Raw genomic sequence first — 25883 nt, 5'->3', positions numbered from 1 at the left:
TATAGGTGTTAAACAATGAAAAACTTTTTCGTTTTAGAGGGTGCATATCTTATACTTGGAGCCATCATACTGCTTATTACACTGTTTGTGGGTACCAGACCATTTATGTCTAAAGGTGCTGCAAAAAGAGGACTTATGTGGGTATCGTTGGTGCTTGCTATAGCTATAGGAGCACATTATACTGTAACTACAAATAGAATGGCTGAGGTAAAAAGTGCTTTTGAAAAAGACTTAGTTATATTATGTGAAAGTCGTATGCAACGAAAAGTAGCACAGAGTGTTATTATACAAAAATCAAACGAGTGGTCCTTAGAGGGTGATAATTTTGTCTCTCCTAACTATACAAGACCTTTCTTTTCTGCAAGATGTATTGTTAAATAATATTAAATTCAAATAGCGTAGGCACCCCAAGGGTGCTTCATACTTACCTATAAAACTACAATACAAGTAAAATCTTTATTTATAACTTTTTCTTCTAAAACATTAGCATAATTATTACTTAATTAAGTAGTAAAATTTATGATTATCTTTCATTTTCTTGATATATGTCAATCTCTTCTCAGTTTTAAACTGTCATAATACTCACATGCTCTAGAATCATGAAGTGTTCTTTAGTAAATAGATATTCAAAAGGAGCCATATTTATGGAATCATTCGCAATAAGGCCAGCAATAGCAGCAGATCAATTTCTTACTATCTTTGTAGAATTATCGCTTGTACTAGTTTTTGGAGTAGTATATGCAGCAGTCATTACTCTCTCTAAAATGGGGTATTTTTCCAAAAAGTGGATGCCTGTTGGGTATCTATTTTGGGCATTGCAGACTTACTGCTTGTACGACGGCGCTGTTCTTATCCAAAGTAACCCTTTTACACTTAAAGTATTGATGGTAACTATGGTAGCGTATCTGTTCGTCCCTCATCTCTATTTTCGTCTTATAGATGAGTCGGAAAAACGGTATGCAGATACAGATGAAGTTGTGCAAGAAAACAATAATTGAACGCAAAATTAGGTAAAACTCAGCAAAATACGACTAGTCGTATGAGCCTGCTGCTGAAGCAGACTCAGCGTCAGCGTAGCTTTGTTGGGCTTTGCCCAAAAAACGTTCTATAACAAAAAAGGAGGAGACATATAATGGCTAACAAAAATGTTTCGGTTTGGAGTAGTATTCCATTCTGGCGTCGTTCAGCGGCATGGGTAACTGGATTTGCAACTATTTTGCTTATCTGGCTTAGTTTTGATACGCTTGGACAGATCAGTATGGGTACAGATGCAGACCTTAAAGCAGGGGTAACTAAAAGAGTACCTGGACCAACGGTTATCAATTATCATATTGATTACAAGTTCAGTACAAAAAGAGGATCTGAGGTACCAGTAATTGGTGAGAAGCAGAAATTCTTTGGTAGAGATGACTATAGTGAAGAAGAGGCAAGAGAACTTTTACACCTTGGAAAACTTACATCTCAAGCAAAAAACTGTATGAATTGTCATACACTTTTAGGAAATGGAGCATATTTTGCACCGGATCTTACAAAAGCTTGGTTAGATCCAGCATGGCAAGATGGTGGTCCACTACAAGGTATGACTGGAAAAAATACAGTTGAAGAGGCGATGGCTGAATTCTTAATAAATCCATCACAGTATCCTACACATTCACGTATGATGCCAAATCTTGGTATTACAGCAGATGAAGCAAAAGGCTTGGTAGCATTCATGAAACATATGAGTTCTATAGATACTAACGGTTTCCCTAGAAACTTCTCGAAAACTGTTGACACATTTAAAGCAGGAGGTTCTCATGCTCGCTAGTATTAAAACACATAAATTACAAAATGAAGGTCAAAAACTGGGAATGATGTATTTCAGAGTAGCAATTATACTCTTTGGTGCACAACTTCTTTTCGGACTTGTCGCTGCGATCCAATTTCTGGCTCCGGGTTTCCTATTTGAAATACTTGACTTTTCAGTAGCAAGAATGGTGCACATTAATGCACTAGTAGTTTGGATGCTTTATGCAATGATAGGTGCCACTTATTATATGCTGACAGATGAGACTGAACATGAAGGTGTTCACCTGGGTCTAGGTAAGCTGGCTTTCTGGGTACTTACAGCAGCTGTTACAGTCGTTGTACTTGTATACATCTTTGTTCAAGTAGGTTCTGGTACAGAAGCGTCTATCTGGTTGATCCATGAAGGTCGTGAGTATATCGAAGCACCAAGATGGGCTGATATCGGTATCGTTGTTGTTGTTCTTATCTTCTACTGGAATGTTTTTGCAACATATATGAAAGGTAGACAGACAGGGATCATGACAGTAATGGTAGCTGACTTACTTGCACTTGCAGGTCTTTACTTAACTGGTATGTTCTTTACAGATAATATCTCAATGGATCAATTCTGGTGGTGGTGGGTTATACACCTTTGGGTTGAAGCAACTTGGGAAGTATTTGTAGGTGTTCTTGCAGCATATGCACTTATCAGACTTATCGGTGCTAAACGTGAGATCGTTGAAATGTGGCTATGGATCGAAGTTCTTATGCTCTTTGGTTCAGGTATCCTTGGTATGGGTCACCACTACTTCTGGATCGGTACACCTGAGTACTGGTGGGAAATTGGTGCACTATTCTCAGCACTAGAACCAGTGCCATTGGTTGCTATGTTTGTTCACGTTCTTTATGACTGGGGTAAACAGCAAGGTGCTGCTAAAGAGAGAGGCGAAGCAGGTTCGGTTATTGCAAATGGTCCGGCTATGGCATGGATCGTAATGAATGCGTTTGGTAACTTCTTGGGTGCAGGTATCTGGGGATTCTTCCATACTCTGCCACAAGTAAATATCTATACACACGGAACGCAGTTTACAGCGGCTCACGGTCACTTGGCATTCTTTGGAGCGTATGCAACGATCCTTATAGGGTTTATGTATATCGGTATACAAGGTGCTTACGGTGTGAAACGTATGAAAGCTACATTTAACTCTAAAATGGGAATTACTCTTATCGGTATGGGTGTAATGGGTATGACTGTTGCATTAACTATCGCAGGGTATGAGCAAGTGCTTGTTGAAAGAGCTGAACTTGGTGCGACTTGGAATGCATTCTTTGTAGCACAAGAGTTACCTTGGTATATTCAGGCACAGATGTGGAGAACGATTATGGGTGTTGTTACATTCGTAGGGTTTATCTATCTAGTTCTAGATCTTCTTACTATCGGTAAGAAAGCTCAGCAGCAGGCAGAAGCCTAGAAACTATGGAGGGATTATTTCCCTCCATCTTAATTTAAAGGAGAAAAGATGTTAATTTCACCGATCACTGACATAGTACCAAGTTTTTTTGCTATGTTAAATCAAGGACCATTGACCCTGACTATCTTCTTACATACGGTAATTATCTTACCTATGTTTTGGATTTATAAGCAGGAAAAAAAGAGATTACAAGAAGAACAATAATTATCAGTAAATTTGATGATAGTTATATATTTTACTTAAGTTAATTCGTGATATACTTATTTGTGATTTATAGTAATTGCAAGTGAGGAATGAGGACTAGGTAGAGTCCTCAAAATGTGTGTGAGTTGTCTTTTAAAAAGACTCGTGATTTTATCGAAAGAAACTTAGAAGAAAGATAAATTTTTTTTCTAAACTTTCAATTTGATAATATAAAGGAGAATAAATGAAATTGAACAAACTTTTAGGTTTAGCAGCAGCAACTAGTTTTGCAGCTACAATGGCTATGGCGGGTACATCAACGATGGATTTCGCTGCGAAGTATGAAAAAGAGTGTCAAGGGTGTCACGGACCAATCCACCAGGGTGGTGTTGGATCAGACCTTAGACCAGCAGCTATGAAAAAGAAAACAAGAGAGTTCTTAACTGAAGCGATCATGGAAGGTGTACCTAATACGGCAATGCCAGCATGGAATACTTCATTCTCGGCAGATGATGCTTCTGGTATGATCGACTGGTTGATGGACTGGAAAAGTACTGTTGAGTTAACACTTGACCTTGATGAAGTTAAAAAAACGTGGGTAAAATTAGCAGATGTTGATGCATTGGCTAAAAAGTATCCTGTGGCTAAAGATGGTGCTATCAAAGGTGGTGATGTAAAGAATGTTAAAGATATCACTTTTGCAACAGAAAGGGATGCTTCTTTGGTTGACTTTATTGATTCAACAAATGGTAAAGTACTTTCTCGTCATAAAGCAGGATTTGCGGTACACGTAACAGTAACAAATAAAGCTAATCCAAGATATGCTTATTCTATCTCTCGTTCAGGTAAATTAAGTATGTTTGACATCGGTGCTCCTGGTCAACCGACACTGGCAACAGTTCAAGTAGGTCAAGAGTCTAGAGGTCTTGCAGTATCTCCGGATGGTAAATATGTAATCGCTGGTAACTATAACCCGGGTGGTGCAGTACTTTGTGATGCACATACACTAGAACCACTTAAAGCGTTTGATACAAGCCGTGTAATTGATCCTGATGGACAAATTGGACCATCAAGAGTTGCATCTCTAGCAGATACTCCTTATGGACCATATTTTGCAATGGCACTTAAAGATGGTGGACATACATATATCATCGATTATTCTAAAGAAGGTTTCCCGATCGTTGGTGATATTCCAAACATTGGTAAGATCCTCCACGATGCATTCTTGAACGAAGATGAAGGTGAAGATTTCGGTAGATACTTTATGATCGCTTCTCAAGGATCTGATGTTGTTGGTATCGTTGACTTTAAAGAGAAAAACCTTGCTGCAAAAGTGCATACAGGTAAAAAATCTAAGCCACACCCAGGTCAAGGTTCTTCTTGGTACTCAAAAGGACAAAAGAAACAACTTCACGCTACTGTTAGTATGAACATTGGTTCTGTTGTAATTTGGGATTCTAGCTGGAAAGTGGTTAAAAAAGTTGAAACTGCTGGTGGTGGACTATTCATCGGTACAGCACACGATACTCCATACCTATGGGCTGACTGTGTACTTGGTAAGCCAGATAAGTACAATGAAGTTCACTTGATCAACAAAGATACTCTAGAGACTGACAGAATCATTAAAGTTGGTAAAACTAAAGGTCAATTGATCGATGCGAAAACGAAAAAAGTACTTCAAGAGTGGGATGCAACTCAAACTGTTGTAGCAGCACAAAAAGAAGAAAAATTCGGACAAGAAAAAATTGTACCACATACAGATAAGTTAGGACCAGCAGTGAAAGAGCCGGTACAACCTAGACTTCTTCATGCAGAGCCTGCGAATCATGGTGAGTGGACAATGATCTCTGAGTGGACAACTGGTAGAATTGGTATCTATGAGTCTAAAACAGGTAAGTTCGTTAAGTATATCAATAACTTGACAACACCTACATTTACATACTCTGTTGAGCACAGACAACATATTCCTGGTGCTTAATTGATACTTTTACTCTCTCCTTTTGGAGGGGGTGATTTATTGAAGTGATTTTTTATCATTTCAATAAATTACTGAAAATAATCTAATCTTACGTTACTCCCTTTTATCGCTACTTTCATTTTTCAACGAATTAAAATCGTTTAAATATATCTATAAATCTTAATCTATATCAAGTAAGTTAAATATAAATAAGACTATAATAATAAATTATAATTATTATTTGTCTAATAATGTAGAAGCTATTTTGGTATTTGCAAAGGATTTTATATGCGTCATATGTTTTTAACTTTTTCACTTCTATTTTGTGTTGTTTTATCTTCATCGCTTCAGGCTAAAGATAAATATTTAGATAATCACTCCTGTAATGAGTGTCATGAAAAGATCTATGAAGAGTTTCAAACTTCTTCTCACTCACACAGTTATTTCACCAATACCTTACATCAGAAGATAGCTGACTCTGTCAGTAAAGAGAAGTACTCTTGTGCCACTTGTCATATGCCGATGGCTGATAATATGAAAGAGTTACTCTCGGGTGAAGCTAGACCAAATAAAAGTAATAAAACCCATACTGATGGCGTCTCCTGTTTCTTCTGTCATACAATAGCCTATGTTAGAACAGCACATAAGTTCAACATTAACATCAAGGCACGACAAGCTAAAGGGTATAAACCTACACTCTACGGAAGACTGGATAACCCGGATGACAGTGACAAACACTCTTCTGTTTCAAATCCTGTCTATGGTAAAAAAGTCTGTATGGGCTGTCATTCACACAAACTTAATGATAACAACACCACTATCTTTAGAGCCATGGGTGAGGAGCAAGACAGTATAAGTTGTATCAATTGTCATATGCCGGAGATAGCCGGTGGTGCAGAGAAGATGGATAAAAGAGCTAGAGGGCATCATGCCAGTCATAAGTTTTTAGGTATCCACGATAAAGAGTTTAGAAAAACTGGGATGGATATTAACATCACAACTGCAGATAAAAAACTTACGGTAACACTTAAAAATAAAATGACACATCCTCTCATCGTTCAACCTGCACGTGCAAAGTTTTTAAAGATAGAGATAAGCAGAGCCGGAAAAGTGATCTGGAAAAATTATGAGAAAGAGCCTAGTGAAGATAAGCAAGGGTATTTTGCCTATAGTTTTACACAAGAGGATAAAAAAGTCATTATACCTGCCCATTCAACCGGAAGTACAGTAAACAATGTGAATGCAAAGTCATGTAAAATATTGGGCTATGATGTACCTGCACTTCAAAAAGGTGATAAAGTATCAGTGGCTCTTTATGTGCAGTTGGCAAAAAGTGATTGTGCCAAGGTTATTTCGTTGGAAGATAGTAACTTAACAGAATCCTCTTTAATGAAAGAGGTTATCTTCATTCAAAATTGACATATGTCAACGTAGTTATTAAAGAGTTTTCAGTACAATAGAGACAATTATTTTAAAAGGATTTTAATGAGATCAATATTGTCTATATTGTTGTTGAGCAGTGTACTATTTGCTGCTACACCCAGTGCGAGTGAGAAGCTTTTTGTAGTGGAGCGTGAGAGTGAATCTATTGCAGTTATTAACAAAGGCCTAGTTAAGTCGCATATGAAAAATGTGCACAACATGAATCACGGTATCATCAAGTTTGATGGTGCAGATGGTTACCTTATAAGCCGTGATGGATATGTAGTACGTTTTGACCCTGTGAGTGAAAAAATACTCAACGAGTATAAAACATCTAAGTCTGCCATCGGATTTGTGATAGGTAAAAACTATGTAGCTGTGGCAAACTATGATGATAAATCTGTAGACATTCTTACACGTGATCTTAAACCTATCGATAAGATAGTAACCGGTTCTAAAAATGTAGGGATCAAAATTTACAAAGATATGATCATCTTTGCTCAAATGGACAGTGACAAAGTAACTGTACTTAAAAATGAGAATACCGGTGAAGGTTTACCAAAATTCAAGACATTCAAAGAGTTCAAAGTAGGAGAGATGCCTTTTGATGCGATGATCAAAGACAATACCTATATCGTAGGTTTTTTCCTTAGTAAATCTTTTGGGGTCATTGACTTAGATAAAATGGAGTTCTCTGAGATCAAAGTTACAGCTAAAGATAATAAGCCTGTACTTAAAGTACCACACTTTGGTTTTTGGTCTCTTAGTGATGATAAAACTTTTATCCCTGCAGTAGGTGATAGTGCAGTCATGGTATATGACACTGAATTTAACTTTATTAAAAATATTCAGATGAAAGGCTTACCTGTATTTACAGCGTTGAGTCCAGATAAAAAATATTTGGCAGTCACTTTTTCAGGGAAAGATTTTCCTACAATTCAGATCGTAGATACGAAAACATTAGAGATTATTAAGACGTTTACTTTTACGGCAAAAGTACTTCATGTACGCTGGTCAAATATAGATGATTATCTTTATGTCTCAGTCAATGGTAATAGTGAGGAGCGTGATGATAATAAAGTAAATGTGATCAATACAAAAGAGTGGTTCTTAGAGCGTGAGATCTATCAGCTCAAACATCCTTCCGGTATCTTTATCTATCAATTGGCAGATGAAAAGAAATAATAAAGTGTAGGGTGATGGGAAATTTTTCTCATCACTGTTAACCTATAAGTTCAAACCCCTCTTCAATACTTTCAGCCTTATCAGTCAAAAATAAAATTACCGCAGCATTAAGTTTAGCTAACTTTAACAGTTCATCACTTGGGTTTTTAACAAGTTCCAATGAAGTCTCCAGTGATATACGCTCTGCTGATTTTGAATACATGATCCCAAAATCTTTAGGATCAACTTTTATCTCTTCGACTTCACCGTTTTCTACGATAGTGATAGCACATTTTGAAAAGATCTCAGGAGTTCCTTCGTTACCTTTGATAATGACCAGTTTTTTATAACGATCTTTAAAAAGAGCAATGTACTTTTCTACAAAAGGTTTATGAAATGCCCCGATGATAGCAGTGTTACTCTGTGTGATGTTCAGTAGTTTTTCGATGGTGTTAAATGATGAACGTAACCCAAGTTTCGCTCGTATAGCACTAAACTCATAAAGTTCAGGAAAGTACTCTGATCGATCAAAATAGTAAGTATTATCGGTGAGAGGTGTATTATTACAGATCTCTTTTAATGTTGTTCCGCCTTTTGCAGGTTGCAGCAGTCCACCATGAAGTGACAGGTTAATGTTAAACTTTTGCAGATATTTTGCTATAAGTGGAAATATATAAGGGTTTTTTACTTTCCCGTCATAGGGATATCCAAACTCAATTGAGTTTTCAAGAGGTTCCTGCTGAACAAATTCGTCAAACACTTCTATAGAAGCTGCAAACTCATCTAAACTTTCACCTTTCACACGCCAACCTAATAAAAAAGCACTGACTTGTTCAGGAAGTACCTCTTGTTTTAAAAAGGCACGCATGATAATTTTCATCTCATCTTTTGTTAGATCTCTGTTTCTCTTTGGGCCGGTGCCAACAGTTTTGAGATAAGGTAGAAACTCTTCTGTGGTCATCATTTAAAAATCATTCAGATCAATACTTGATTTTGCATAGTTTGAAACGTTACTTTCAAAGAAGTTACTCTTCACTTCATTCATTTCTTGGTGTTTTGTAACGAGTTTCTGTAGATATGTTGTTTCGCTTTGTTTAAAAATAGGATCAAGACCTATCTTTTTGAGTCTGTCATTTGCATAATTATATACAGTCTGCTCCATTAATTCTTCAGTGGTTCCCATGATCGGAAACTGTTGTAAAAGATACTTACCATACTCTAATTCTATATTTACAGCATCTTCTATCATTGTATATGCAGAGTCTATGGTGCTTGTTTGTATCTTGTTCTCTTTTTGAATCGTTTTAAATATATTTGCAAAGAGTGGTAAATGCGTATTGAGCTCATCTCTGGCAATGAACTTGATCATATCTCTGGCACCGGGTACTTTGTCTCCAAGCAGATAGATATAAGAAAAACCTAAGAGGAAGTAGATACCTTCCAAGTTGACACTTGCCATGGCACTTAGCAGCATTTTATCTACTGATCCACCATCTATATAGCGTGCAAACTGTTCTGCTATTTTTTGATTTTTTTGGTTAAGCATATCATCATACTTGTAGAGGTTAAAGACTTCATCAGAGTTACCACAAGCATCAAGTAAAACTGCATAGCTCTTAGAATGGTTCACTTCTTGCATCATCTGTAAAGTAATAGCTGATTTAACTAAACGATTACTGGCAAGACTTCTAAAATCAGCAAGATACTCTTCTTGAGCAGAGTCATTAAAACTTAATTGTGCAAAAGTCATTTTATAGATCGATTGCTCATTTGGAGAAAGTTTGTCAAAATTCTTTTTTTCTGTACTTGTATTGACTTCAGAAGGGAACCAGGTATTGGCATTCATCAAATCATAGATGTTGGTATCCCATCTATATTTGGATCGGTTGAAGTCTACAAATCCCGTAGGGGAGCCGCCATATATTTTTTCATCGAGTATCTCTTCGCCGTGGGGGTTATAATAATGTTTTACATCCATAAATTTCTCCTGTGTTATTATCAAATTAGTATATCATTTTATCTTTTTGATCATCTAAATCTGTTGATAAGTGTCAAGTTTGATACTTATCAATACTATGACTATGGGTTTTCATTATAATGCGTACTATGCAAAATCATCAAAAAGTTATCCTTATTGCAGTAATAAGTAATAGTATGGAGAGAACCACGGTCAGATATGTAGATCAGCATGGTTTCATCGTCTATGAGTTCTAAAAAGATACGCATTTTCATCAACGGTTTTGGGCGTATAGGCAGAAGTGCTGCACGTATCATACTTGAAGATGGTAGTTTTGAGTTGGTGGGTATCAATGACCTCTATAGCTATAAACAAATGGCGTATCTTTTAAAATATGATTCTATCTATGGCACACTTGATCATGATATAAGTCTTAAAGAAGAGAGACTTCTCATTGATGATCAAATAGTAAAACTTTTTACTGAACCTGATCCTGGAAATATGGATATAAAATCTTTAAATGTAGATGTTGTTTTACAGTGTAGCGGTATATTTTTAACTACTGAGTCTAATCTCCCTTTAATCGAGAATGGTGCAAAGAGAGTGATCATATCTACACCTGTAATAGATGATACCCCAACGTATATCCTTGGTGTAAATCATAAGGAGTATAAGCAAGAGACTATTATCTCGAACTCCAGTTGTTCAGCCAATGCAATAGTGCCTATATTTCAGATCATAGATAAGCATTTTGGCATAGAGGGTGCTATGATGAGTATGTATCATAGTTATACGAGTTACCAGAACCTGCTTGATGGAAAACACTACTCAAAAGATATAAGAAGAACACGCTCTGCAACGCAAAATATCATTCCTCTTATGAGCAGTGCTGCTGAGGCAACGGCCTATTTTTTTCCACACCTTAAAGAGAAGCTTTATGCTAAAAGTATTAGAGTACCCATTCCTAGTACCACGTTGTATGATTTGAGTATCAAACTTAATGGGAGTTATACAAGAGAAGAGGTCAATCAACGACTTGAAGTAGAGGTAAAATCTTTGTATAAGAATATACTTGATACTACAAATACACCCAATGAATCCAACGACTATATACAAAACCCTCACAGTGCCGTGATCAATCTTCCTTTTACCAGTCTTGTGGGAGGAAACCTGCTTAGAGTCTCAGCATGGCAGGATAATGAATATGGCTATGCTAAAAGATTAGTCGATATGGCAAAAGTCATAGCATAATATTAAAATAAATTAATTGACCTCAATCAAAAAATGATTTAAATAAAATACTTCAATGAAAGATTTTTAATTTATTGACAGTTGTCAAACCATTTGGAAACAGCTTCTATTATAATGGTTTCCTTATAAAAGTATGGGAGAAATAGTTATGATAAAAACAATTATAAAAAGAGATGGAAGTTCTCAGAAGTTTGTACCGTTTAAGATTGAGGATGTTATTAAGAAAGCATTTGAAAGTGAAGTGAAAGTCTATGATAAAGGTGTCTTCGCAGAGTTAATGGATACGATCAAAAACAGAGATGAGATCAGTGTTGAAGAGGTTCAGGATATTATAGAAAAAGTACTTTATGCCCATCAACATTTTGAAGTGATGAAATCATTTATGCTCTATCGTCATATGCACAAGATCCAAAGAGAGCAGATCTTGGGACTGGATGAAGACACAACCTATATCAACTCGACACAGACCATCAAAGAGTATATCGATAAAGAGGATTGGAGGATCAATGCCAATTCTAATACAGGCTACTCCAATGCCGGACTCGTCAATAACACGGCAGGTAAGGTGATCGCCAACTTTTGGCTGGACACGATCTACTCTAAAGAAGAGGGATATGCACACAGAGATGGAGATTATCATATACATGATCTGGATTGTTTGACCGGATATTGTGCAGGATGGAGTCTTAGAGTTCTTTTGGATGAAGGGTTTAATGGTGTCAGAGGCAGGGTAGAGAGTAGAGCTCCCGCCCACTTTAGAGAAGCATTGGGACAGATGGCAAATTTTCTGGGTATTTTGCAGAGTGAATGGGCAGGTGCACAGGCATTTTCTTCATTTGATACCTATCTGGCACCCTATGTATTTAAAGACAGACTTTCGTTTGATGAGATCAAAAAGGCGATAAGAAGTTTTGTATACAACCTCAATGTCCCGGCACGATGGGGACAAAGCCCTTTTACCAATATTACCATTGATTGGACGGTTCCTGGTGATCTGAAAGATCAAATACCGACAAGAAATCAACAACATCTGTTTTCTGGGTTGGATGATGAAGCTTTATTGGAGAGTGCTAAAGAGAGAGGTGAAGGTATCAGCTCTCTGGAGAGTATGACCTATCACTATTTTCAACCTGAGATGAATCTCATTAACAGAGCATATTATGAGGTGATGACAGAAGGTGACAAGAGTGGACAGCCCTTTACTTTTCCTATCCCCACGGTAAATATCACAGAAGATTTTGACTGGTATGGAGAAAATACAGATATCCTTTTTGAAAATACAGCAAAGATAGGATCTTCTTATTTTCAAAACTTTATAGGCAGTCAGTATATAAGAGATGAAAATGGAGTATTGGTACCCAATGAAGAGGCGTATAAGCCTGGACATGTACGAAGTATGTGCTGTAGGCTACAATTGGATCTTCGTGAACTTCTCAAGAGGGGTGGAGGTCTGTTTGGAAGTGCTGAAATGACGGGAAGTATCGGTGTTGTGACGATCAATATGGCAAGATTGGGATATCTCTATGCAGGAGAAGAGGAGAAGCTCTTTGCAAAGCTTACCAAACTCATGGAGTATGCCTATGCAACACTTGAGAAAAAAAGGATATTTATCCAGGAGATGTACGATAGAGGACTTTTCCCTTATACAGCAAGGTATCTCCCTGGGTTTAACAACCACTTCTCTACCATTGGTGTCAATGGGATGAATGAGATGATACGAAATTTCTCTAATGATAAGCATAATATAGCTGATGCATTTGGAGAAGAGATGGCTATGAGGATCTTGGACTTTATGAGAGATCAGCTTAAAGAGTTTCAAGAGAGATCAGGAAACCTCTATAATCTGGAAGCCACACCTGCAGAGGGAACAACCTACAGGTTTGCCAAAGAAGATGTAAAAAGGTATGATGACATTATCCAGGCAGGAACGAAGGAGAACAATTACTATACCAACTCTTCCCAGATCCCTGTATTTTATACGGATGATCCTTTTGAGGCATTAACGCTGCAAGATGATCTGCAGTGCAAATATACAGGAGGAACTGTATTGCATTTGTATATGCGAGAGAAGATCAGTTCTGCAGAAGCAGCCAGAAAACTGGTGAGAAATGTCATCAGTAATTTCAGACTGCCTTATATTACTGTGACACCGACATTTTCTATCTGTGAAAAACATGGTTACCTCTCAGGGGAGTATGAATATTGTCCTAAATGTGATGAAGAGATTTTGCAGAAGGGGGAGTAATAATGATCAGTGCAGGTGAAGGACGATATACCGTTAGATTAGAGTCTTATACTGTAGGCAACGATATGCTTATTATCATCACAGGTGGAGAGGAAGAGCATATCGGTTCAGCAACATTGATAGAAGAGAAAGGTCATTTGCAAACCATGATCAAAAAAGGACATAAAGATCATATCGTCTCAGAGAAAATGGCAACCATCATTTATGATACAATAGGAAAAGACCTCTTAGTCATTTGTGGTATCCACATAGATGATGCCAGCAAAGAAGATATCGATATTTTAGTTGACAATACACAAGTGTGTGTAAATACTTTTTTAAAGGAAACAGATGGTAGAAGAAGCTGATTTTAAGGCACATGGTTATGACGTGACCAGTGAACAGGCAAAAGCGTTGAATGATCATTATCATGATCCAAAAAACCGTTGGGCATTGAAAGAGTACAATGCCAGAGGCATAGGTAGAAACCCGGATAATTACGGACAGGTCGATATGTATCTCCTGGTAAATGATAATGGGGAGATAGAAAATGTGGGATATGAATTTAACGGCTGCCCCACCATCTCTTTTTCTGCCTCCATATTTACAGAAGATATAAAAGGACTTCCTTTAAAAGAGGCATTTGATATGACACAAGCCTCTTTTGATGAGATCATGGCAAAAGATAATTGTGAAGAGTGCACAACAATGATCTTAGTGGCATTTTTAGCTGCCTATGAAAACTATCAAAACAGACAAAAGGGTATGGATGAGGAATTTACTTTAAAAATGATAGAGACAACCTTGCAGTTTTCACAACAGACTTGTGGATAATATATCAATTCAACAAAAGGATAAAAAATGAATCAAAATGAAATACTAGAAAAGTCAAAAGAGAAAAGAACAAAATGCATTGTCTACACAAGAGTAATGGGTTACCATAGACCGGTTGAGAGTTTTAATATCGGTAAAAAAGGTGAACATCAAGAGAGAAAGTTTTTTCTTGAAAAAGCATCACAGCACCATGCTGCATAAACCTCTTTATGACATAACACCCTTTACAGCCTTGGATTACCCCGATCATCTGGCGACCATTTTTTGGTTCGCCAAGTGTAATATGCGTTGTATATATTGCTACAACAGAGATATTGTCTTTGGAGAAGGAAATACTACTGAAGAGGAAGCTATAGCATTCCTGAAAAGCAGAATAGGGCTTCTTGAAGCGGTGGTTTTATCTGGTGGAGAAGCTACACTCTACAGTGATCTAGTAGAGTTCTGTAAAAAGATCAAGCAGTTAAACTTTAAGATCAAGCTGGATACCAATGGATTAAAACCCCAAATAGTTCAAATGTTGGTAGAAAATGGATTGGTTGATTATATTGCCCTTGATTACAAAGCACCTAAAGAGAAATATTTTGAGATAACAAAAGATAAACATTTTGACAGTTTCTCTAAGACACTTAATTTTTTAATACAAAAACAGTTTCCTTTTGAGGTGAGAACAACGGTTCATAGTGATCTGTTAAGAGTAGAAGAGATCAACAGGATCATTAAAGACCTGATTAAAAGAGGATACAGTGGTACGTATTATCTGCAACCTTTTGTCTTTACAGAAAATACAATTGGAAGGGTTAAAGAAGAAAAAAACCCTTTTGATACATCACGGCTTTCTAATGAGTTGGAAGTTGTTTGGAGAGTGTAGATAAAAGTTTCCTAGAGCCTTAACTTTTCTTCTTTTTCATCCACTTCTTAAACGTTTGTAGTGAGTCAATATAATCAGCCACATCTTTAAACTCTTGATCTTCCAAAGGGAGTGTTGGCATTGCATTTGCACTGTATCCAAATTTTTCATATAAAGAGTAAGGGTCTTTTGCGTATGTCTCTATATCTTCTTTCTTTCTTGTGTAAGAGACTATATTCATATCGGGTCCCATTGCACTGCCTCCATTAACCGTATGACATATGGCACAGTTTGCAGCAAAAACAGCTTTTCCATTTTCTATATCTGCCAGTAAATTTGTTCCTGTTAAAAATGCCAGTAAAAGTGTTAGTTGTTTCATAAGTATATTCCCTATATATATTTTTTTAATTAGGATAAATTTACTCCTAATTAGTTCTGAACGAAATATAGCTTAATCACATGACACAATTATTGATTTAAATCAATAATAAGACAAAAATACTCTTATTTAAAAAAGTATGTTGTTTTTGATACTTATCAATTCTATAGTCATATATTTTTATTATAATCAACTATGATGAAAATTTTATTTGCTCTATTATTTTTCACTTTATTTATAAATGCCGATCATATCCATTGGCTTGGAAACTATGATAAAGCTTTGCAAAAAGCACAAAAAGAGCATAAACCACTTATGGTACTTTTGGTTAAAAAAGAGTGTCCCCCTTGCAATGATGTGATCAAAGACTTTTTTATGGAACAGGCATATATTAAATATTTGAATCAAAAGTTTGTTTCTGTCATAGTGATGTATGAGGGGAAGGAAAGTTATCCTATAGAGATGTTTTATTCAACTATCTTTCCAACACTCTTTTTTGTAAGTAGTAAAACAGAGACTTTTTTATCTAACCCTTTATATGGTAAGGGTATAAATGCTAATACCATAGAAAATATTTTGAAGGAGTTATGATGAATACATTGATAAAAGTATTAGGTATTGTTACAGTTGTGATCGTGATAATATTATCGTTACCGGCTATTTTGCATAAAAATATACCTGAGTTAGATGATGTAATGCTAAGAGAACGAGCCTTATCGACAAATTTGTTACCGGTTCCCAAAACCTATGAAGCATTATTGGAAGTTGTTGATAATCCGGATAACCCTATGAGTAAAGAAAAGATAGCACTGGGGAAAGAGCTGTTTTTTGATACACTTTTATCACAAGATAAAACCATAAGCTGTGCCTCATGTCACAAGTTGGAAGCGGGTGGAGATGATGGTATCGCTACTGCTATAGGTCACAAGGGGCAAGCCAATCCTTCTCATCTCAATTCTCCTACCGTACTTAATGCCGCTTTGGCAAAGTCTCAATTCTGGGACGGAAGAGCCAAAGATGTAGAAGAGCAGGCAGGTGGGCCGATACAGGCACCTTTTGAAATGCATATGACACCACAAGAAGTTGAACAGAGACTCAATGAAGATAGTAAGTATGTTACAAAGTTTAAAGCACTGTTCCCAGAAGAGAAGATCACTTTTGAAAATGTACGAAAGGCTATTGGTGCGTATGAGAGAACACTGCTTACCAGAGGAGCTTATGACAGATTTTTAGAGGGTGATAATGATGCCATGAGTCCACAAGCCAAAAGAGGGATGACACTTTTTCTTACACAGGGTTGTAAGGGTTGCCATGCCGGTATGAGCGTAGGAGGACAGAGCATACAAAGGTTTCCATTGAGAAGTTACTTCGCGGACTATGTTGGTCTATTATATTCTCCAGATATTACCCTTAAAGAGAGTCCCTTCCCATTTGCAAATGTTGGAGGGTTTTTAGGAAAAGATGAGCAGTTAAGATTTAGAGTACCTATTTTGCGTAATATAACCAAAACATCCCCTTATTTTCATAATGGTTCTACAGAAAAACTTGAAGAGGCTGTAAGGATCATGAGTAAGTATCAGCTTGGTAATGAGTTTACCCCTGAACAGATAGATGATGTGGTAGCATTTTTGAAAACACTTGAGGGGGAGTTAGTGGAGTATGAGATTAAATAAAACATAGAGTAGATCATATACTATCATCCTCGTATCAAGTACGAGGATGATGTATGGAGATTAAATTGAGAATCTCTTCTTAGTCAGTACAACAAATTCAGTCACACTCTTATCTGTGATCTCAAGCTCCTTAGCTGCTTCTGGGTTTACAACATAGTATCCGAATTTCACAACCACTGTATCACCTTCTTTGAGTACATCAGCATAGTTTACAGTACGTGTCTCAAGTGCTTTGATAGAGGTATCAGAGATGATAGCATCTGCTAACCATGGCATAGATGCTTTCCCGTCTGTTCCAATTACTCTTGCAAAAGATTCTGTTTTAAGTTCTATAATCTTACCATCTCTCTCTATACTTACTCTTAATTGGTTAAGTCTTAGAGGTTGAGGGAAAAGTGTATGTGTTGCTTCATTTTTGATACTTACATTAAATCCATTGGCACTTTTGTCCAAAGAGAGTTTGATGTACTTTGAAAGCAATGCTGGTGTATTGTTATGTATGCTCTGACCATGGAAAGCGTGTGTCGCACTCTCTTTTTGATTGGCAAGAGAACCTTGAACTTGAGGTAAGTGACAAGAGACACAACTCTCTTTAGAATCTCCCTGTTTTACTTCAAGATCACAAACTACAAAGCCTTTACTATTTTGTTTGTGAGAGTGACAACCCATACAAGAGTCACCATTATAATAGCCTTCATTACTATAGTCTATGTCATGGTATGGTGAACCGGTCTTAGTTGTAAGCATACCAAAAAAGCTGCTCTCTTCTTTAAATTCAACTTTTGTACCTTTCAAAGCTTTGTCAGCTGAGAAAAAAGTCTTTGGTTTTGTTGTGAGGATGTTTTTATTTGCTTTTGTATGTTTTTCAACACTCTCTATTTTATGACACTGTTGACAAGAGATAGGTTCTGTACGTTGTATCTCATTATCTGCAAGTTTGCTTTTACCGCTCATTACATCATGATCTGATGGAGTATGGCATTTAGCGCAGGTATAGTCTCCTTTAGCTTTTGCCGGATGTCTGTCCCACACTGCTTTATGCACAGCATCTTTATAAATAGATGATTTGCTGTGTGCAGATTTCTGATACTCTTCAAATATAACAGGGTGACAACTCTTACAAGTTGTATTTTCCAATGCCGCATAAGTTTGTGATGTCGCTGCCAAAAGTAGCAGTAAAGTAATCCATGATTTCATAGATAAGTTCTCCTTTTAATAATTATAAGTTTAATATTGTAGCAAATAGGAGAAAAATTGTCTTGATTTAAATCAAGTGTATAGATTACTTTGATCATAAATTATTCAACTCTTGTTCTAAATCAACTTACCAACATCAAAAAATTGTTATCATCCATCTATTATATAAAGGATGAAAGTTATGAGAAAAATATTAGCTGCTTTTTTTGTCATCATGACACTGTCATCTCTACTACAAGCAGAGAGTGGTAAAAAGGTATTTGAGACTTATTGTTGGGGATGTCACCATCAAACTGCAGTAGCATTTGGTCCCTCTTTTGCCGAGATAGCTTCAAAAAGAAATGCAGATGAGATACGAGCGATGATCACTGATCCTGCTTCTGTCTCTAAAGCCTTTGGCTATAAACGTAATGCGATGCCAGCTTTTAAATTAAGTGAAGAAGAGCTCAAAGCGATTACAGACTATATCTTAAGTTTCAAATCTGCAAAACCAGAGAATGAAGAACCGAATAAAATGAAGATCGTTCCAAAAGCATATCCCAATATCGCAAAAAATAAAGAGGTAAAATAATGTTTAGACTCTCTAATCTATTAAAGACAGTAACTGCAGGAAAGCCTGCGCGTGTACTTGATGGAAGTATAGCCATTTGGAATTTTACCAATCGTTGTAACCTCTCCTGTCTTCATTGTTACTCAAAAGCAGATCTGGATGCCGTAGATACACTCACGACAGATAATATCATGGATACACTGCCAAAGCTCAAAGCCAATGGTGTGAAGTTTCTTATCTTCTCGGGAGGGGAACCACTTACAAGAAAAGATATTTATGATATCGCTGCACGTTGTAAAGAGCTAGGTATTGTCACTTATCTTTCTACCAATGGACTTTATGTTAAAAAGAGTAATGCAGAGCAGATCTTAGATACTTTTGACTATATCGGTATCAGTATCGATGGAAGTCCTGATGTACATGATGATTTTCGTGGACTTAAAGGTTCATTTGTTGAGTCTATGAAGGCGGTTGACTTGCTTAACAGTTATGGAAGAACAAAAGTAGGTATTCGTTTTACGATCACCAAAGATACCTATGATGATCTGGCATTCATCTTTGATCTGGCGGAGAAACATAATATCCCAAAAGTCTATATCTCTCACCTCGTTTATAGTGGTAGAGGTTTAGAAAATCTCGAGATGGACTTAAGTAAAGAACAACGTATTACTGCAGTAAATTATATTTTGGATAAAGCTTTTGAGTATCATGAAAGTGATAGAGATATAGAGATCGTAACAGGTAACATGGAGATGGATGCTATCTTATTCTATGATAGATTCATTCAAAAATACCCGGAACATGCAGATGAGATGAAATCCAGACTTATAGCCTGGGGTGGAAACTCTGCGGGAAGAAAATTACTGAATATTGACAGTGAAGGGTTTGTTAAACCAGATCCATTCTTCCCTGTGAAGATAGGCAATATACTCAATCAGGACTTTTCAGATATCTGGACGAATGAGCCAACAGAGCTACTGCAAAAACTAAGAGTACATCCAAGAGAGTTGGGCGGAAAGTGTGAAACATGTCAGTACATAAACATCTGTAACGGTGGTTCACGAAGTCGTGCATATGCCATCCATGGAGATATGTGGGCAGAAGATCCATCGTGTTATTTGACAGAAGAAAAAACTAAAGGAAACGTGTAATGGGAAAAGTATATTTAACAGGAGCAGGTCCTGGAGATATTGAATTGTTGACAGTAAAAGCTTTGCGTGTAGTAAGAGAAGCAGATGTCATCATTTACGATAGACTTGCCAATCCTGATATTCTTGCAGAGGCAAAAGACGGTTGTGAATTTGTCTATGTAGGTAAAGAAGACTCTCATCATACCCTGCCTCAAGAAGAGATCAATGAAGTGATCTACCAGTCTGCACTCAAGTATGAGAATGTTGTACGTCTAAAAGGGGGAGATCCTTTTGTCTTTGGACGTGGTGGAGAAGAAGGGATATACTTGTATGAACGTGACATCAAGTTTGAGTTTATCCCGGGGATCACTTCAGCTATAGCCGTACCGGAGTATGCAGGTATCCCTGTAACACATCGCGGTATCACTGTCTCTTTTAGAGTAGTGACAGGACATGAGTCAAGTGGTAAAGACCATTCACAGATCCCTTGGGATAATTATAAAAGTGATGATACTATCATCTTTTTGATGGGTCTTCATCGTCTTAAAACCATTTGTAAAAAGCTTATAGAAATAGGTAAGCCAAAAGATTATCCTATCGCTGTGATCAGTCGTGGTACAAGACCGGATGAGAAAACGGTTGTTGGTACACTTGAAGATATCTATGAAAAAGCAAAAGGTCTGCCTACCCCTGCACTTATTGTGGTTGGAGAAGTGGTAAATTTACGTAAACAACTCAGTTGGTTTGAGAAATCATAATACAAATTAATAAAACACTATTATAAAAAACAATTTTTAAGTAATAACTAGTAAAAACAGTGCTATTATCGGAAATATATAGGAGAGATTTTATCTTTTGTACTGTATAGTACGTGTCCTATATATGAAAGATAAAGAGGTGTAGTTATGTTTAAACTTGAAGAGATACCAATGTTCTCGGCATTGGGAGAATCATACTTAAAAGAACTCCAAGATTGTACACATATTAAACATTTTACCAAAGACAGTATTGTATTTTATGAAGGAGACCAGAGTGAGTACCTTCACATCTTGATGGAGGGGAGTGTCAAGCTTTATAAAACATCTCCTAAAGGGTCTCAGATACAGATCAACCGTTTTAATGCTCCTTCCCTCATCGCAGAATTTGCCTGTTTTGAACAGCAACCTTTCCCTGCTACTTGTGAATTTGTAACTGATGGAGCTATAGGTTTACTTCATTTTGACAAACTCTATGAATACCTTAATCAACCACAATTTTCTTTAGAACTTATCAAGTCATTGACGGGGAAAGTTATGATGCTTTCTGCATTGGTTCATAAAGAAACCATCCTCTCTTCAGAAGCAAAAGTGGCTGATCTAATGATCAAAAAAGTGGTTGTCTTTAATCGACTCAAAAATAATGAGATCGCTTCGATACTTAACCTTACACCCGAAACATTTTCGCGTATTATGACTAAGTTTAAAAAAGAGGGTATTATTACTGTTGAAAAACATGAATTAACGATACTGAATGAAGATGCACTCTTTAATATTGTTGAAACGAATACAATGAAAGACTGTACTAATTGTATTGCTGATTTTAAGGCTAAGATAGGGTATATGGGGAATTAAAAGAATTCTTCTTCTCGTTATCCTCTCTCGTTTTTTCGTTCCCACGGTTTCCGTGGGAATGCATACTTCATTCTATTTTTTAACTTTCTTCTTGTTTTACTTGTAGCGGTGTTTCTCTCCTTACTTTTCTAGAAAAGTAAGCAAAAGTCGTCACTGTTCTCAAATCGCTTCGCTTATAAGGGTGTTCACAGTGACAAAGCACGCGTTGCGTGATTAATTATACGGTTTCCTCCCACGCTTTAAACGCATCATCAAAATAAACAAGTCTCTGCTTCTTAAATTCAACAGTTGAATATAGTTTCCCATATTCTGTCAGACCACTCTCTTTTGCCATCTCTTCGATGAGCGTATCACATTCTTCTTGTGTTTTTGCATGTACCATAGCAAAGAGATTATACGGCCAGTTTGGGTAACTTGGTCTAAGATAACAGTGGCTTACAGCGGAGAATTCTGCCATCTCTCTACCGATCTCTTCACCTTTTTCTTCAGGGACTGCCCAAACACTCATGGCATTGGCACCAAAGCCGGCTTTTCTGTGATTGAGGATTGTAGCAAAACGACGCATCACACCACTCTCTTTAAGTTCCTGTGCTATCTCAAAAAATTGCTCATAAGAGAGATCCAGTTTTTCAGCAGCTTTTTTAAATGGTTCCTGCGTAACTTCGATATCTTTTTGTAACTCTTTGATCACAGCAATGTGCCCGGGTGTAAGTTCTATCTCTTTATGGGCTAGCTTTTTGAGCTTCTCTTTTTTAGCTCTTTTACCGGTTGTGTCCATCTTTACAGATATCTTGAACATTTTGAGTGTAGGAAGGATGATGGCATCCTCTGCACCTGTACGTTCTTTGAGAATCTCTATGGTTTTTTCTAAGCCTAATTTAGAATCTGGTGCAACTGCCATTGTAAACCAGATGTTATAGTCATGATTTCTAAGATAGTTATGACTCACTCCCGGATGGGCATTGATGATCTCAGCAGCTTGGTCGATCTTCGCTTCATCTACTTTAAATGCAACCAAAGAAGATTTGTATCCCAATCTTTTAGTATCAAAAATAGCAGAAGTTTGTCTGATGATCTTATTGTCTTTTAGTTTTTGTACAAGGTTCAATACCTCTTCTTCTGTAGTGTTAAGTTTTTCAGCTACAGCTTTAAAAGGTCTTTCTGTCATAGGGAAAGCATTTTGCATTTCAAAAAGTAATTCGTTTTCCATTATTAGGGTGCTCCAATTTAGTTTTAATGTATAATTTTTTGTGATTATATTTAATAATAGTCTATCAAAGATTGATACACATCAAAGCAATTATGATAAACTTTTGTTAAATTATGAATAACAATTGACAAAAGGGTACAACAATGTCTTTTTTCCCCATGTATATGGATATGCAGAATCTTAAAGTTTTAGTGGTAGGTGGTGGCTATATTGCCACAGAAAAACTTGAAAAATTGGTTGATTTCACTAAAGAGATCACGGTTATTGCACTTAGAGTAGAAGATGAAGCTAAGAGTCTCATTGATGAGAATACTTTAACACTACACCAGAGGGCTTATAACGCAGGGGACATACAAGGCTTTGACATTGTCATTGTTGCAACGGATACCGTAGAACTTCATAAAGCCATCTATGAAGAATCAAGAGGAAGTAGGATTTTGGTCAACTCAGTGGATAATACGGACTATTGTGACTTTATCTTCCCTTCTTATGTCCAAAAGGGAGATCTGACCATTGCGTTTTCTACAGGAGGAGCTTCACCGGCATTTGCAAAGCAGATACGTCGTCATTTTGAAAAGATCATTCCAGACTCTGTGGGTGAATTTTTACAAAAGATGAAATCTTTACGCTCTGAGATGCCTAAAGGGAAAGAGAGAATGAAGTATTTTGATGAGTTAGTTGAAACATATTTTAAGAAAAATTTCAAATCATAAATGAGGTTTTGACACAATTTGACATAACCTTGATATAAGTCAAGTTTATTTTAAACATAAGTCATTACAATAGTAAAAACTAAATAGGAGATAATATGTCGGAATTAAATAAAGAAGCTATAGAAGTTGAGGGAGCGAATGTTCCATTTTTTACTTATACACTAGGAGAAGATCAAGTTTTTGAATTTGATACTTCAAAATGTGGACCACCCGATCCTATGGTAAATGCAATGGCAGGATTAAAACTGCTTGATGCTCCAAACAAAAAACTAGTGATGATAAATCACAAAAAACCTGGCGGACTTATCTCTAAGATCGGTGAAAATTATGACATCGAAACTGAAGACATGGAAGATGGCCGTGTAAAACTTACTTTTTCTTATAAAACAGGAGAGAGCGAAAAAGCAAATCTAGCTGATAACACTTGCGGGTAACATTGAATGAATCCTATCTCTAGAGATTTTGCACCACCTCTCAAACTCATCGCCCCGTTCTTTCACTTTGGGGTGATCTTCTATCTGCTTTCAATGTTGGCTTTACTTTTTTTTGAACCTACATTTAGCTATCAGCAGATGGATGTAGCAGGATGGATACACCTCTTTTTACTGGGCTTCGTGATGATGATCATCTTTGGAGCCATGGCACAGCTCATACCTGTAGTCCTTGAAGTAGGGCACGTAGTGGTGGATGTCTATTATGTTATCTTACCACTTTTAGCTCTTGGTTCTGTAGTCATGGTCTTTGGGTTTTGGCTGATGCCAGCACTGCTTCCCTATGGAGGTCTTTTGGTACTCATTGCGATGATCATCTTCGCCTTTGAGAATATTGCAACACTGAAAAAAACAGAACTTAGAACCCTTACGGTAGATACGGTTGCTTGGAGTAACGGGTATCTTTTACTGGGTATTTTGACAGGTTTTGCTATTGCCTTGGGATTGAGTGGTGATCTGGGTATCAATGTTTCCTTGATGCTTAAAGCCCATGTGTACGCAGTACTTGGCGGTTATGTGGTTTTAACGATCATGGGATTGTCTTTAACACTTATACCGATGTTCTCACTGGCACATGGCTTTGATGAAACAGCAGTGAAGAGAGCATTTAAATTAGTTATCTCCTCTGTGGCAGTAGTATTTATAGGAGCAGTTCTAGGTTTTGAATGGCTGATGATGATAGGGTATGCTCTGAGTTTTATAGGGATATTTTTCTATATGTGGCAGATATATATTATTGCTAAACTTACTGTACGAAAAGAGTTGGATGTTTGGGCAAAATCTATTATTTTTGCTTTTATAACACTCATACTCTCTATCATACTTAGCATAGTCTACTTTATCACCGACAGTGAGAGTGTTTTACATGCATCTATCTGGTTTTTACTGTTGGGATTTATTTCATTCTTTATCATAGGGCACCTCTATAAGATCGTCCCATTTTTGGTATGGTTTGAACGTTTTGCTCCACTTGTAGGTAAAGAGAAGGTACCGATGCTTCATGAAATGTACTCTAAAGAGGGTGCATCAGTAATGTTCTGGTTCTCTTCGGCAGGTGTATTACTTGGTGGGTTTGGATTACTGTTCGAGAGTGATATACTTTTTAAAGCAGCAGGAAGTTTCCTGTTTACAGGGTCTATATTTTTATATATAACTATGAAAAAAATGTTGGCTTACGGAGAATGAGAAGCGTTAAGTAAACGACAACTGCTTGTCGTTTATAGCTTCGGAACCAGAATGGTCGTAGCGTAGCGAAGCCATGACGGCAGAATAAATAATTTTAAGGAAAATAAAACATGTGTAACATAACAAAAGAAACAGCTTTCGAAGCCATAAGTACAGTGATCGATCCGGAAGTAGGGTTTAATCTGGTAGAGATGGGACTCATCTATGATGCTATCGTTGATGATGCATGTAATGTACATGTCATTATGACACTTTCAACACAAGGTTGCCCTTTGCACCAGATGATCAAACAGTGGGTCTATGAAGCAGTAGAGAAACTCGATGGCGTTGGGACTATTGAGGTAGAAGTGGTTTGGGAACCGGCTTGGAATATTTCTATGGCAGATGACAATGTTAAAAAAGCTTTGGGAGGGATGTAGAAAACATCCATATTTTCTTTAATAGGAGTCAAAAACTCTTATTTTCATCAACATAATTTAACTATATTCTTCTGCTTAGTTCTTATAACTTATCTAAGACTTTTTTACTCCGAATTGAAGCGTTACTTATTTGTTCTATTTATGACATTATTCAGTTTTCTTGATACAAATCATTTTTTATATTGACCTTCTTATGATAATATATATATGTTGTTATAAGTAGAGTTCCCTGAAGAACAGCTAGCGTT

At 36.8% G+C, this 25883-nt stretch carries 29 protein-coding genes; 23 read left to right on the top strand and 6 right to left on the bottom strand.

Annotated features, from left to right (window positions below; all coding sequences use genetic code 11):
* The first annotated feature begins 15 nt into the window (after positions 1 to 15).
* The 4 genes from ACLHDG_RS12515 to ACLHDG_RS12500 all read left to right on the top strand — a co-directional run bounded on the left by ACLHDG_RS12515 (position 16) and on the right by ACLHDG_RS12500 (position 3239).
* A complete protein-coding gene (locus ACLHDG_RS12515; RefSeq protein ID WP_415406581.1) occupies positions 16 to 381 on the top strand; it encodes a hypothetical protein in 366 nt (121 codons plus the stop codon).
* Between the two features lie 263 nt (positions 382 to 644).
* A complete protein-coding gene (locus ACLHDG_RS12510; RefSeq protein WP_415406580.1) occupies positions 645 to 998 on the top strand; it encodes a hypothetical protein in 354 nt (117 codons plus the stop codon).
* A 134-nt stretch (positions 999 to 1132) separates the two neighbouring features.
* Positions 1133 to 1807, top strand: a complete 675-nt coding sequence (locus ACLHDG_RS12505; protein ID WP_415406579.1) for a c-type cytochrome — start codon at positions 1133 to 1135, stop codon at positions 1805 to 1807.
* Positions 1797 to 3239 carry a cbb3-type cytochrome c oxidase subunit I gene (locus tag ACLHDG_RS12500; RefSeq protein WP_415406578.1) on the top strand — a complete coding sequence of 481 codons (1443 nt, stop codon included), beginning with the start codon at positions 1797 to 1799 and terminating at the stop codon, positions 3237 to 3239. Before ACLHDG_RS12505 ends, ACLHDG_RS12500 begins: the two co-directional genes overlap by 11 nt.
* A gap of 151 nt (positions 3240 to 3390) precedes the next feature.
* On the opposite strand, the gene ACLHDG_RS12495 is transcribed toward ACLHDG_RS12500, so the two are convergent.
* On the bottom strand, positions 3391 to 3450 hold the full coding sequence (locus tag ACLHDG_RS12495) for a hypothetical protein (RefSeq protein ID WP_415408342.1): 60 nt from the start codon (positions 3448 to 3450) through the stop codon (positions 3391 to 3393).
* Positions 3451 to 3666: 216 nt separating this feature from the next.
* On the opposite strand from ACLHDG_RS12495, the gene ACLHDG_RS12490 reads away from it, so the two are divergent.
* From ACLHDG_RS12490 to ACLHDG_RS12480, 3 genes are all read left to right on the top strand, one after another.
* Positions 3667 to 5400, top strand: a complete 1734-nt coding sequence (locus ACLHDG_RS12490; protein WP_415406577.1) for a cytochrome D1 domain-containing protein — start codon at positions 3667 to 3669, stop codon at positions 5398 to 5400.
* A 267-nt stretch (positions 5401 to 5667) separates the two neighbouring features.
* Positions 5668 to 6798 carry a multiheme c-type cytochrome gene (locus ACLHDG_RS12485; RefSeq protein WP_415406575.1) on the top strand — a complete coding sequence of 377 codons (1131 nt, stop codon included), beginning with the start codon at positions 5668 to 5670 and terminating at the stop codon, positions 6796 to 6798.
* Positions 6799 to 6864: 66 nt separating this feature from the next.
* The gene (locus ACLHDG_RS12480) at positions 6865 to 7986 is read left to right on the top strand and encodes a cytochrome D1 domain-containing protein (RefSeq protein WP_415406574.1); all 1122 of its coding nucleotides are present in this window, start codon (positions 6865 to 6867) and stop codon (positions 7984 to 7986) included.
* Between the two features lie 37 nt (positions 7987 to 8023).
* Here the strand turns inward: ACLHDG_RS12480 and ACLHDG_RS12475 are convergent, their stop codons facing one another.
* Complete coding sequence (locus ACLHDG_RS12475; protein WP_415406573.1) at positions 8024 to 8929, bottom strand: glycosyl transferase; 906 nt, start codon at positions 8927 to 8929, stop codon at positions 8024 to 8026.
* Positions 8930 to 9943, bottom strand: coding sequence for a ribonucleotide-diphosphate reductase subunit beta (locus tag ACLHDG_RS12470; protein ID WP_415406572.1), 1014 nt, complete (start codon positions 9941 to 9943; stop codon positions 8930 to 8932).
* Between the two features lie 225 nt (positions 9944 to 10168).
* Here ACLHDG_RS12470 and ACLHDG_RS12465 point away from each other — a divergent pair, with 225 nt between their 5' ends.
* From ACLHDG_RS12465 to ACLHDG_RS12440, 6 genes are all read left to right on the top strand, one after another.
* A complete protein-coding gene (locus tag ACLHDG_RS12465) occupies positions 10169 to 11173 on the top strand; it encodes a type I glyceraldehyde-3-phosphate dehydrogenase (protein ID WP_415406571.1) in 1005 nt (334 codons plus the stop codon).
* Between the two features lie 148 nt (positions 11174 to 11321).
* Positions 11322 to 13418 carry a ribonucleoside triphosphate reductase gene (locus tag ACLHDG_RS12460; protein ID WP_415406570.1) on the top strand — a complete coding sequence of 699 codons (2097 nt, stop codon included), beginning with the start codon at positions 11322 to 11324 and terminating at the stop codon, positions 13416 to 13418.
* Positions 13419 to 13420: 2 nt separating this feature from the next.
* Entirely contained in the window at positions 13421 to 13765 is a 345-nt protein-coding gene (locus tag ACLHDG_RS12455; RefSeq protein WP_415406569.1) for a hypothetical protein, read from the top strand.
* A complete protein-coding gene (locus ACLHDG_RS12450; RefSeq protein ID WP_415406568.1) occupies positions 13749 to 14231 on the top strand; it encodes an iron-sulfur cluster assembly scaffold protein in 483 nt (160 codons plus the stop codon). The genes ACLHDG_RS12455 and ACLHDG_RS12450 overlap by 17 nt, the downstream gene beginning before the upstream one ends.
* A gap of 27 nt (positions 14232 to 14258) precedes the next feature.
* Complete coding sequence (nrdD, locus tag ACLHDG_RS12445; protein ID WP_415406567.1) at positions 14259 to 14432, top strand: anaerobic ribonucleoside-triphosphate reductase; 174 nt, start codon at positions 14259 to 14261, stop codon at positions 14430 to 14432.
* Positions 14401 to 15099 (top strand): anaerobic ribonucleoside-triphosphate reductase activating protein, encoded by a 699-nt coding sequence (locus tag ACLHDG_RS12440; protein ID WP_415406566.1) that lies wholly within the window; start codon positions 14401 to 14403, stop codon positions 15097 to 15099. Before nrdD ends, ACLHDG_RS12440 begins: the two co-directional genes overlap by 32 nt.
* A 19-nt stretch (positions 15100 to 15118) precedes the next feature.
* Here ACLHDG_RS12440 and ACLHDG_RS12435 read toward each other — a convergent pair whose 3' ends face one another.
* Positions 15119 to 15457: a c-type cytochrome gene (locus ACLHDG_RS12435; protein WP_415406564.1), complete on the bottom strand. Its 339-nt coding sequence runs from the start codon at positions 15455 to 15457 to the stop codon at positions 15119 to 15121.
* A gap of 195 nt (positions 15458 to 15652) precedes the next feature.
* Between ACLHDG_RS12435 and ACLHDG_RS12430 the strand changes: the two genes are divergently transcribed.
* Positions 15653 to 16048 carry a thioredoxin family protein gene (locus ACLHDG_RS12430; RefSeq protein WP_415406563.1) on the top strand — a complete coding sequence of 132 codons (396 nt, stop codon included), beginning with the start codon at positions 15653 to 15655 and terminating at the stop codon, positions 16046 to 16048.
* A complete protein-coding gene (locus ACLHDG_RS12425; RefSeq protein ID WP_415406562.1) occupies positions 16048 to 17130 on the top strand; it encodes a cytochrome-c peroxidase in 1083 nt (360 codons plus the stop codon). Before ACLHDG_RS12430 ends, ACLHDG_RS12425 begins: the two co-directional genes overlap by 1 nt.
* A gap of 60 nt (positions 17131 to 17190) precedes the next feature.
* Here ACLHDG_RS12425 and ACLHDG_RS12420 read toward each other — a convergent pair whose 3' ends face one another.
* Positions 17191 to 18327: a multiheme c-type cytochrome gene (locus ACLHDG_RS12420; protein WP_415406561.1), complete on the bottom strand. Its 1137-nt coding sequence runs from the start codon at positions 18325 to 18327 to the stop codon at positions 17191 to 17193.
* 181 nt (positions 18328 to 18508) lie between these two features.
* On the opposite strand from ACLHDG_RS12420, the gene ACLHDG_RS12415 reads away from it, so the two are divergent.
* The 4 genes from ACLHDG_RS12415 (at position 18509) to ACLHDG_RS12400 (ending at position 21617) form a co-directional block, all read left to right on the top strand.
* Positions 18509 to 18898, top strand: a complete 390-nt coding sequence (locus ACLHDG_RS12415; protein WP_415406560.1) for a c-type cytochrome — start codon at positions 18509 to 18511, stop codon at positions 18896 to 18898.
* Complete coding sequence (locus tag ACLHDG_RS12410; protein WP_415406559.1) at positions 18898 to 20028, top strand: radical SAM protein; 1131 nt, start codon at positions 18898 to 18900, stop codon at positions 20026 to 20028. Before ACLHDG_RS12415 ends, ACLHDG_RS12410 begins: the two co-directional genes overlap by 1 nt.
* The gene (gene cobA, locus ACLHDG_RS12405) at positions 20028 to 20765 is read left to right on the top strand and encodes a uroporphyrinogen-III C-methyltransferase (RefSeq protein WP_415406558.1); all 738 of its coding nucleotides are present in this window, start codon (positions 20028 to 20030) and stop codon (positions 20763 to 20765) included. Before ACLHDG_RS12410 ends, cobA begins: the two co-directional genes overlap by 1 nt.
* Positions 20766 to 20912: 147 nt before the next feature.
* Positions 20913 to 21617 (top strand): Crp/Fnr family transcriptional regulator, encoded by a 705-nt coding sequence (locus ACLHDG_RS12400; protein ID WP_415406557.1) that lies wholly within the window; start codon positions 20913 to 20915, stop codon positions 21615 to 21617.
* Positions 21618 to 21834: 217 nt separating this feature from the next.
* On the opposite strand, the gene ACLHDG_RS12395 is transcribed toward ACLHDG_RS12400, so the two are convergent.
* The gene (locus ACLHDG_RS12395; RefSeq protein ID WP_415406556.1) at positions 21835 to 22827 is read right to left on the bottom strand and encodes an Lrp/AsnC family transcriptional regulator; all 993 of its coding nucleotides are present in this window, start codon (positions 22825 to 22827) and stop codon (positions 21835 to 21837) included.
* Positions 22828 to 22970: 143 nt separating this feature from the next.
* On the opposite strand from ACLHDG_RS12395, the gene ACLHDG_RS12390 reads away from it, so the two are divergent.
* The 4 genes from ACLHDG_RS12390 (at position 22971) to ACLHDG_RS12375 (ending at position 25635) form a co-directional block, all read left to right on the top strand.
* Entirely contained in the window at positions 22971 to 23540 is a 570-nt protein-coding gene (locus tag ACLHDG_RS12390) for a precorrin-2 dehydrogenase/sirohydrochlorin ferrochelatase family protein (protein ID WP_415406555.1), read from the top strand.
* 95 nt (positions 23541 to 23635) lie between these two features.
* Positions 23636 to 23974: a hypothetical protein gene (locus tag ACLHDG_RS12385; RefSeq protein WP_415406554.1), complete on the top strand. Its 339-nt coding sequence runs from the start codon at positions 23636 to 23638 to the stop codon at positions 23972 to 23974.
* 6 nt (positions 23975 to 23980) lie between these two features.
* A complete protein-coding gene (locus tag ACLHDG_RS12380) occupies positions 23981 to 25216 on the top strand; it encodes a hypothetical protein (protein ID WP_415406553.1) in 1236 nt (411 codons plus the stop codon).
* 110 nt (positions 25217 to 25326) lie between these two features.
* Positions 25327 to 25635, top strand: coding sequence for a metal-sulfur cluster assembly factor (locus ACLHDG_RS12375; RefSeq protein ID WP_415406552.1), 309 nt, complete (start codon positions 25327 to 25329; stop codon positions 25633 to 25635).
* Positions 25636 to 25883 lie beyond the last annotated feature (248 nt).

This window comes from Sulfurovum iocasae, from assembly GCF_047716765.1.
GTDB lineage: Bacteria > Campylobacterota > Campylobacteria > Campylobacterales > Sulfurovaceae > Sulfurovum.
The sequence above is the reverse complement of the archived record's forward strand: the minus strand, read 5'-3'. Positions and strand labels throughout refer to the sequence as shown.

What these genes read in the sequence shown, in the direction of transcription:
- ACLHDG_RS12460 (WP_415406570.1), top strand. Translation starts at nt 11,322, where the DNA reads ATGATAAAAACAATTATAAAAAGAGATGGAAGTTCTCAGAAGTTTGTA.
- ACLHDG_RS12480 (WP_415406574.1), top strand. Translation starts at nt 6,865, where the DNA reads ATGAGATCAATATTGTCTATATTGTTGTTGAGCAGTGTACTATTTGCT.
- ACLHDG_RS12420 (WP_415406561.1), bottom strand. Translation starts at nt 18,327, where the DNA reads ATGAAATCATGGATTACTTTACTGCTACTTTTGGCAGCGACATCACAA.
- nrdD (WP_415406567.1), top strand. Translation starts at nt 14,259, where the DNA reads ATGAATCAAAATGAAATACTAGAAAAGTCAAAAGAGAAAAGAACAAAA.
- ACLHDG_RS12505 (WP_415406579.1), top strand. Translation starts at nt 1,133, where the DNA reads ATGGCTAACAAAAATGTTTCGGTTTGGAGTAGTATTCCATTCTGGCGT.
- ACLHDG_RS12500 (WP_415406578.1), top strand. Translation starts at nt 1,797, where the DNA reads ATGCTCGCTAGTATTAAAACACATAAATTACAAAATGAAGGTCAAAAA.
- ACLHDG_RS12435 (WP_415406564.1), bottom strand. Translation starts at nt 15,457, where the DNA reads ATGAAACAACTAACACTTTTACTGGCATTTTTAACAGGAACAAATTTA.
- ACLHDG_RS12450 (WP_415406568.1), top strand. Translation starts at nt 13,749, where the DNA reads ATGGTAGAAGAAGCTGATTTTAAGGCACATGGTTATGACGTGACCAGT.
- ACLHDG_RS12455 (WP_415406569.1), top strand. Translation starts at nt 13,421, where the DNA reads ATGATCAGTGCAGGTGAAGGACGATATACCGTTAGATTAGAGTCTTAT.
- ACLHDG_RS12470 (WP_415406572.1), bottom strand. Translation starts at nt 9,943, where the DNA reads ATGGATGTAAAACATTATTATAACCCCCACGGCGAAGAGATACTCGAT.
- ACLHDG_RS12430 (WP_415406563.1), top strand. Translation starts at nt 15,653, where the DNA reads ATGATGAAAATTTTATTTGCTCTATTATTTTTCACTTTATTTATAAAT.
- ACLHDG_RS12425 (WP_415406562.1), top strand. Translation starts at nt 16,048, where the DNA reads ATGAATACATTGATAAAAGTATTAGGTATTGTTACAGTTGTGATCGTG.
- ACLHDG_RS12510 (WP_415406580.1), top strand. Translation starts at nt 645, where the DNA reads ATGGAATCATTCGCAATAAGGCCAGCAATAGCAGCAGATCAATTTCTT.
- ACLHDG_RS12485 (WP_415406575.1), top strand. Translation starts at nt 5,668, where the DNA reads ATGCGTCATATGTTTTTAACTTTTTCACTTCTATTTTGTGTTGTTTTA.
- ACLHDG_RS12400 (WP_415406557.1), top strand. Translation starts at nt 20,913, where the DNA reads ATGTTTAAACTTGAAGAGATACCAATGTTCTCGGCATTGGGAGAATCA.
- ACLHDG_RS12395 (WP_415406556.1), bottom strand. Translation starts at nt 22,827, where the DNA reads ATGGAAAACGAATTACTTTTTGAAATGCAAAATGCTTTCCCTATGACA.
- ACLHDG_RS12515 (WP_415406581.1), top strand. Translation starts at nt 16, where the DNA reads ATGAAAAACTTTTTCGTTTTAGAGGGTGCATATCTTATACTTGGAGCC.
- ACLHDG_RS12390 (WP_415406555.1), top strand. Translation starts at nt 22,971, where the DNA reads ATGTCTTTTTTCCCCATGTATATGGATATGCAGAATCTTAAAGTTTTA.
- ACLHDG_RS12410 (WP_415406559.1), top strand. Translation starts at nt 18,898, where the DNA reads ATGTTTAGACTCTCTAATCTATTAAAGACAGTAACTGCAGGAAAGCCT.
- ACLHDG_RS12375 (WP_415406552.1), top strand. Translation starts at nt 25,327, where the DNA reads ATGTGTAACATAACAAAAGAAACAGCTTTCGAAGCCATAAGTACAGTG.
- ACLHDG_RS12385 (WP_415406554.1), top strand. Translation starts at nt 23,636, where the DNA reads ATGTCGGAATTAAATAAAGAAGCTATAGAAGTTGAGGGAGCGAATGTT.
- ACLHDG_RS12465 (WP_415406571.1), top strand. Translation starts at nt 10,169, where the DNA reads ATGAGTTCTAAAAAGATACGCATTTTCATCAACGGTTTTGGGCGTATA.
- cobA (WP_415406558.1), top strand. Translation starts at nt 20,028, where the DNA reads ATGGGAAAAGTATATTTAACAGGAGCAGGTCCTGGAGATATTGAATTG.
- ACLHDG_RS12415 (WP_415406560.1), top strand. Translation starts at nt 18,509, where the DNA reads ATGAGAAAAATATTAGCTGCTTTTTTTGTCATCATGACACTGTCATCT.
- ACLHDG_RS12380 (WP_415406553.1), top strand. Translation starts at nt 23,981, where the DNA reads ATGAATCCTATCTCTAGAGATTTTGCACCACCTCTCAAACTCATCGCC.
- ACLHDG_RS12490 (WP_415406577.1), top strand. Translation starts at nt 3,667, where the DNA reads ATGAAATTGAACAAACTTTTAGGTTTAGCAGCAGCAACTAGTTTTGCA.
- ACLHDG_RS12475 (WP_415406573.1), bottom strand. Translation starts at nt 8,929, where the DNA reads ATGATGACCACAGAAGAGTTTCTACCTTATCTCAAAACTGTTGGCACC.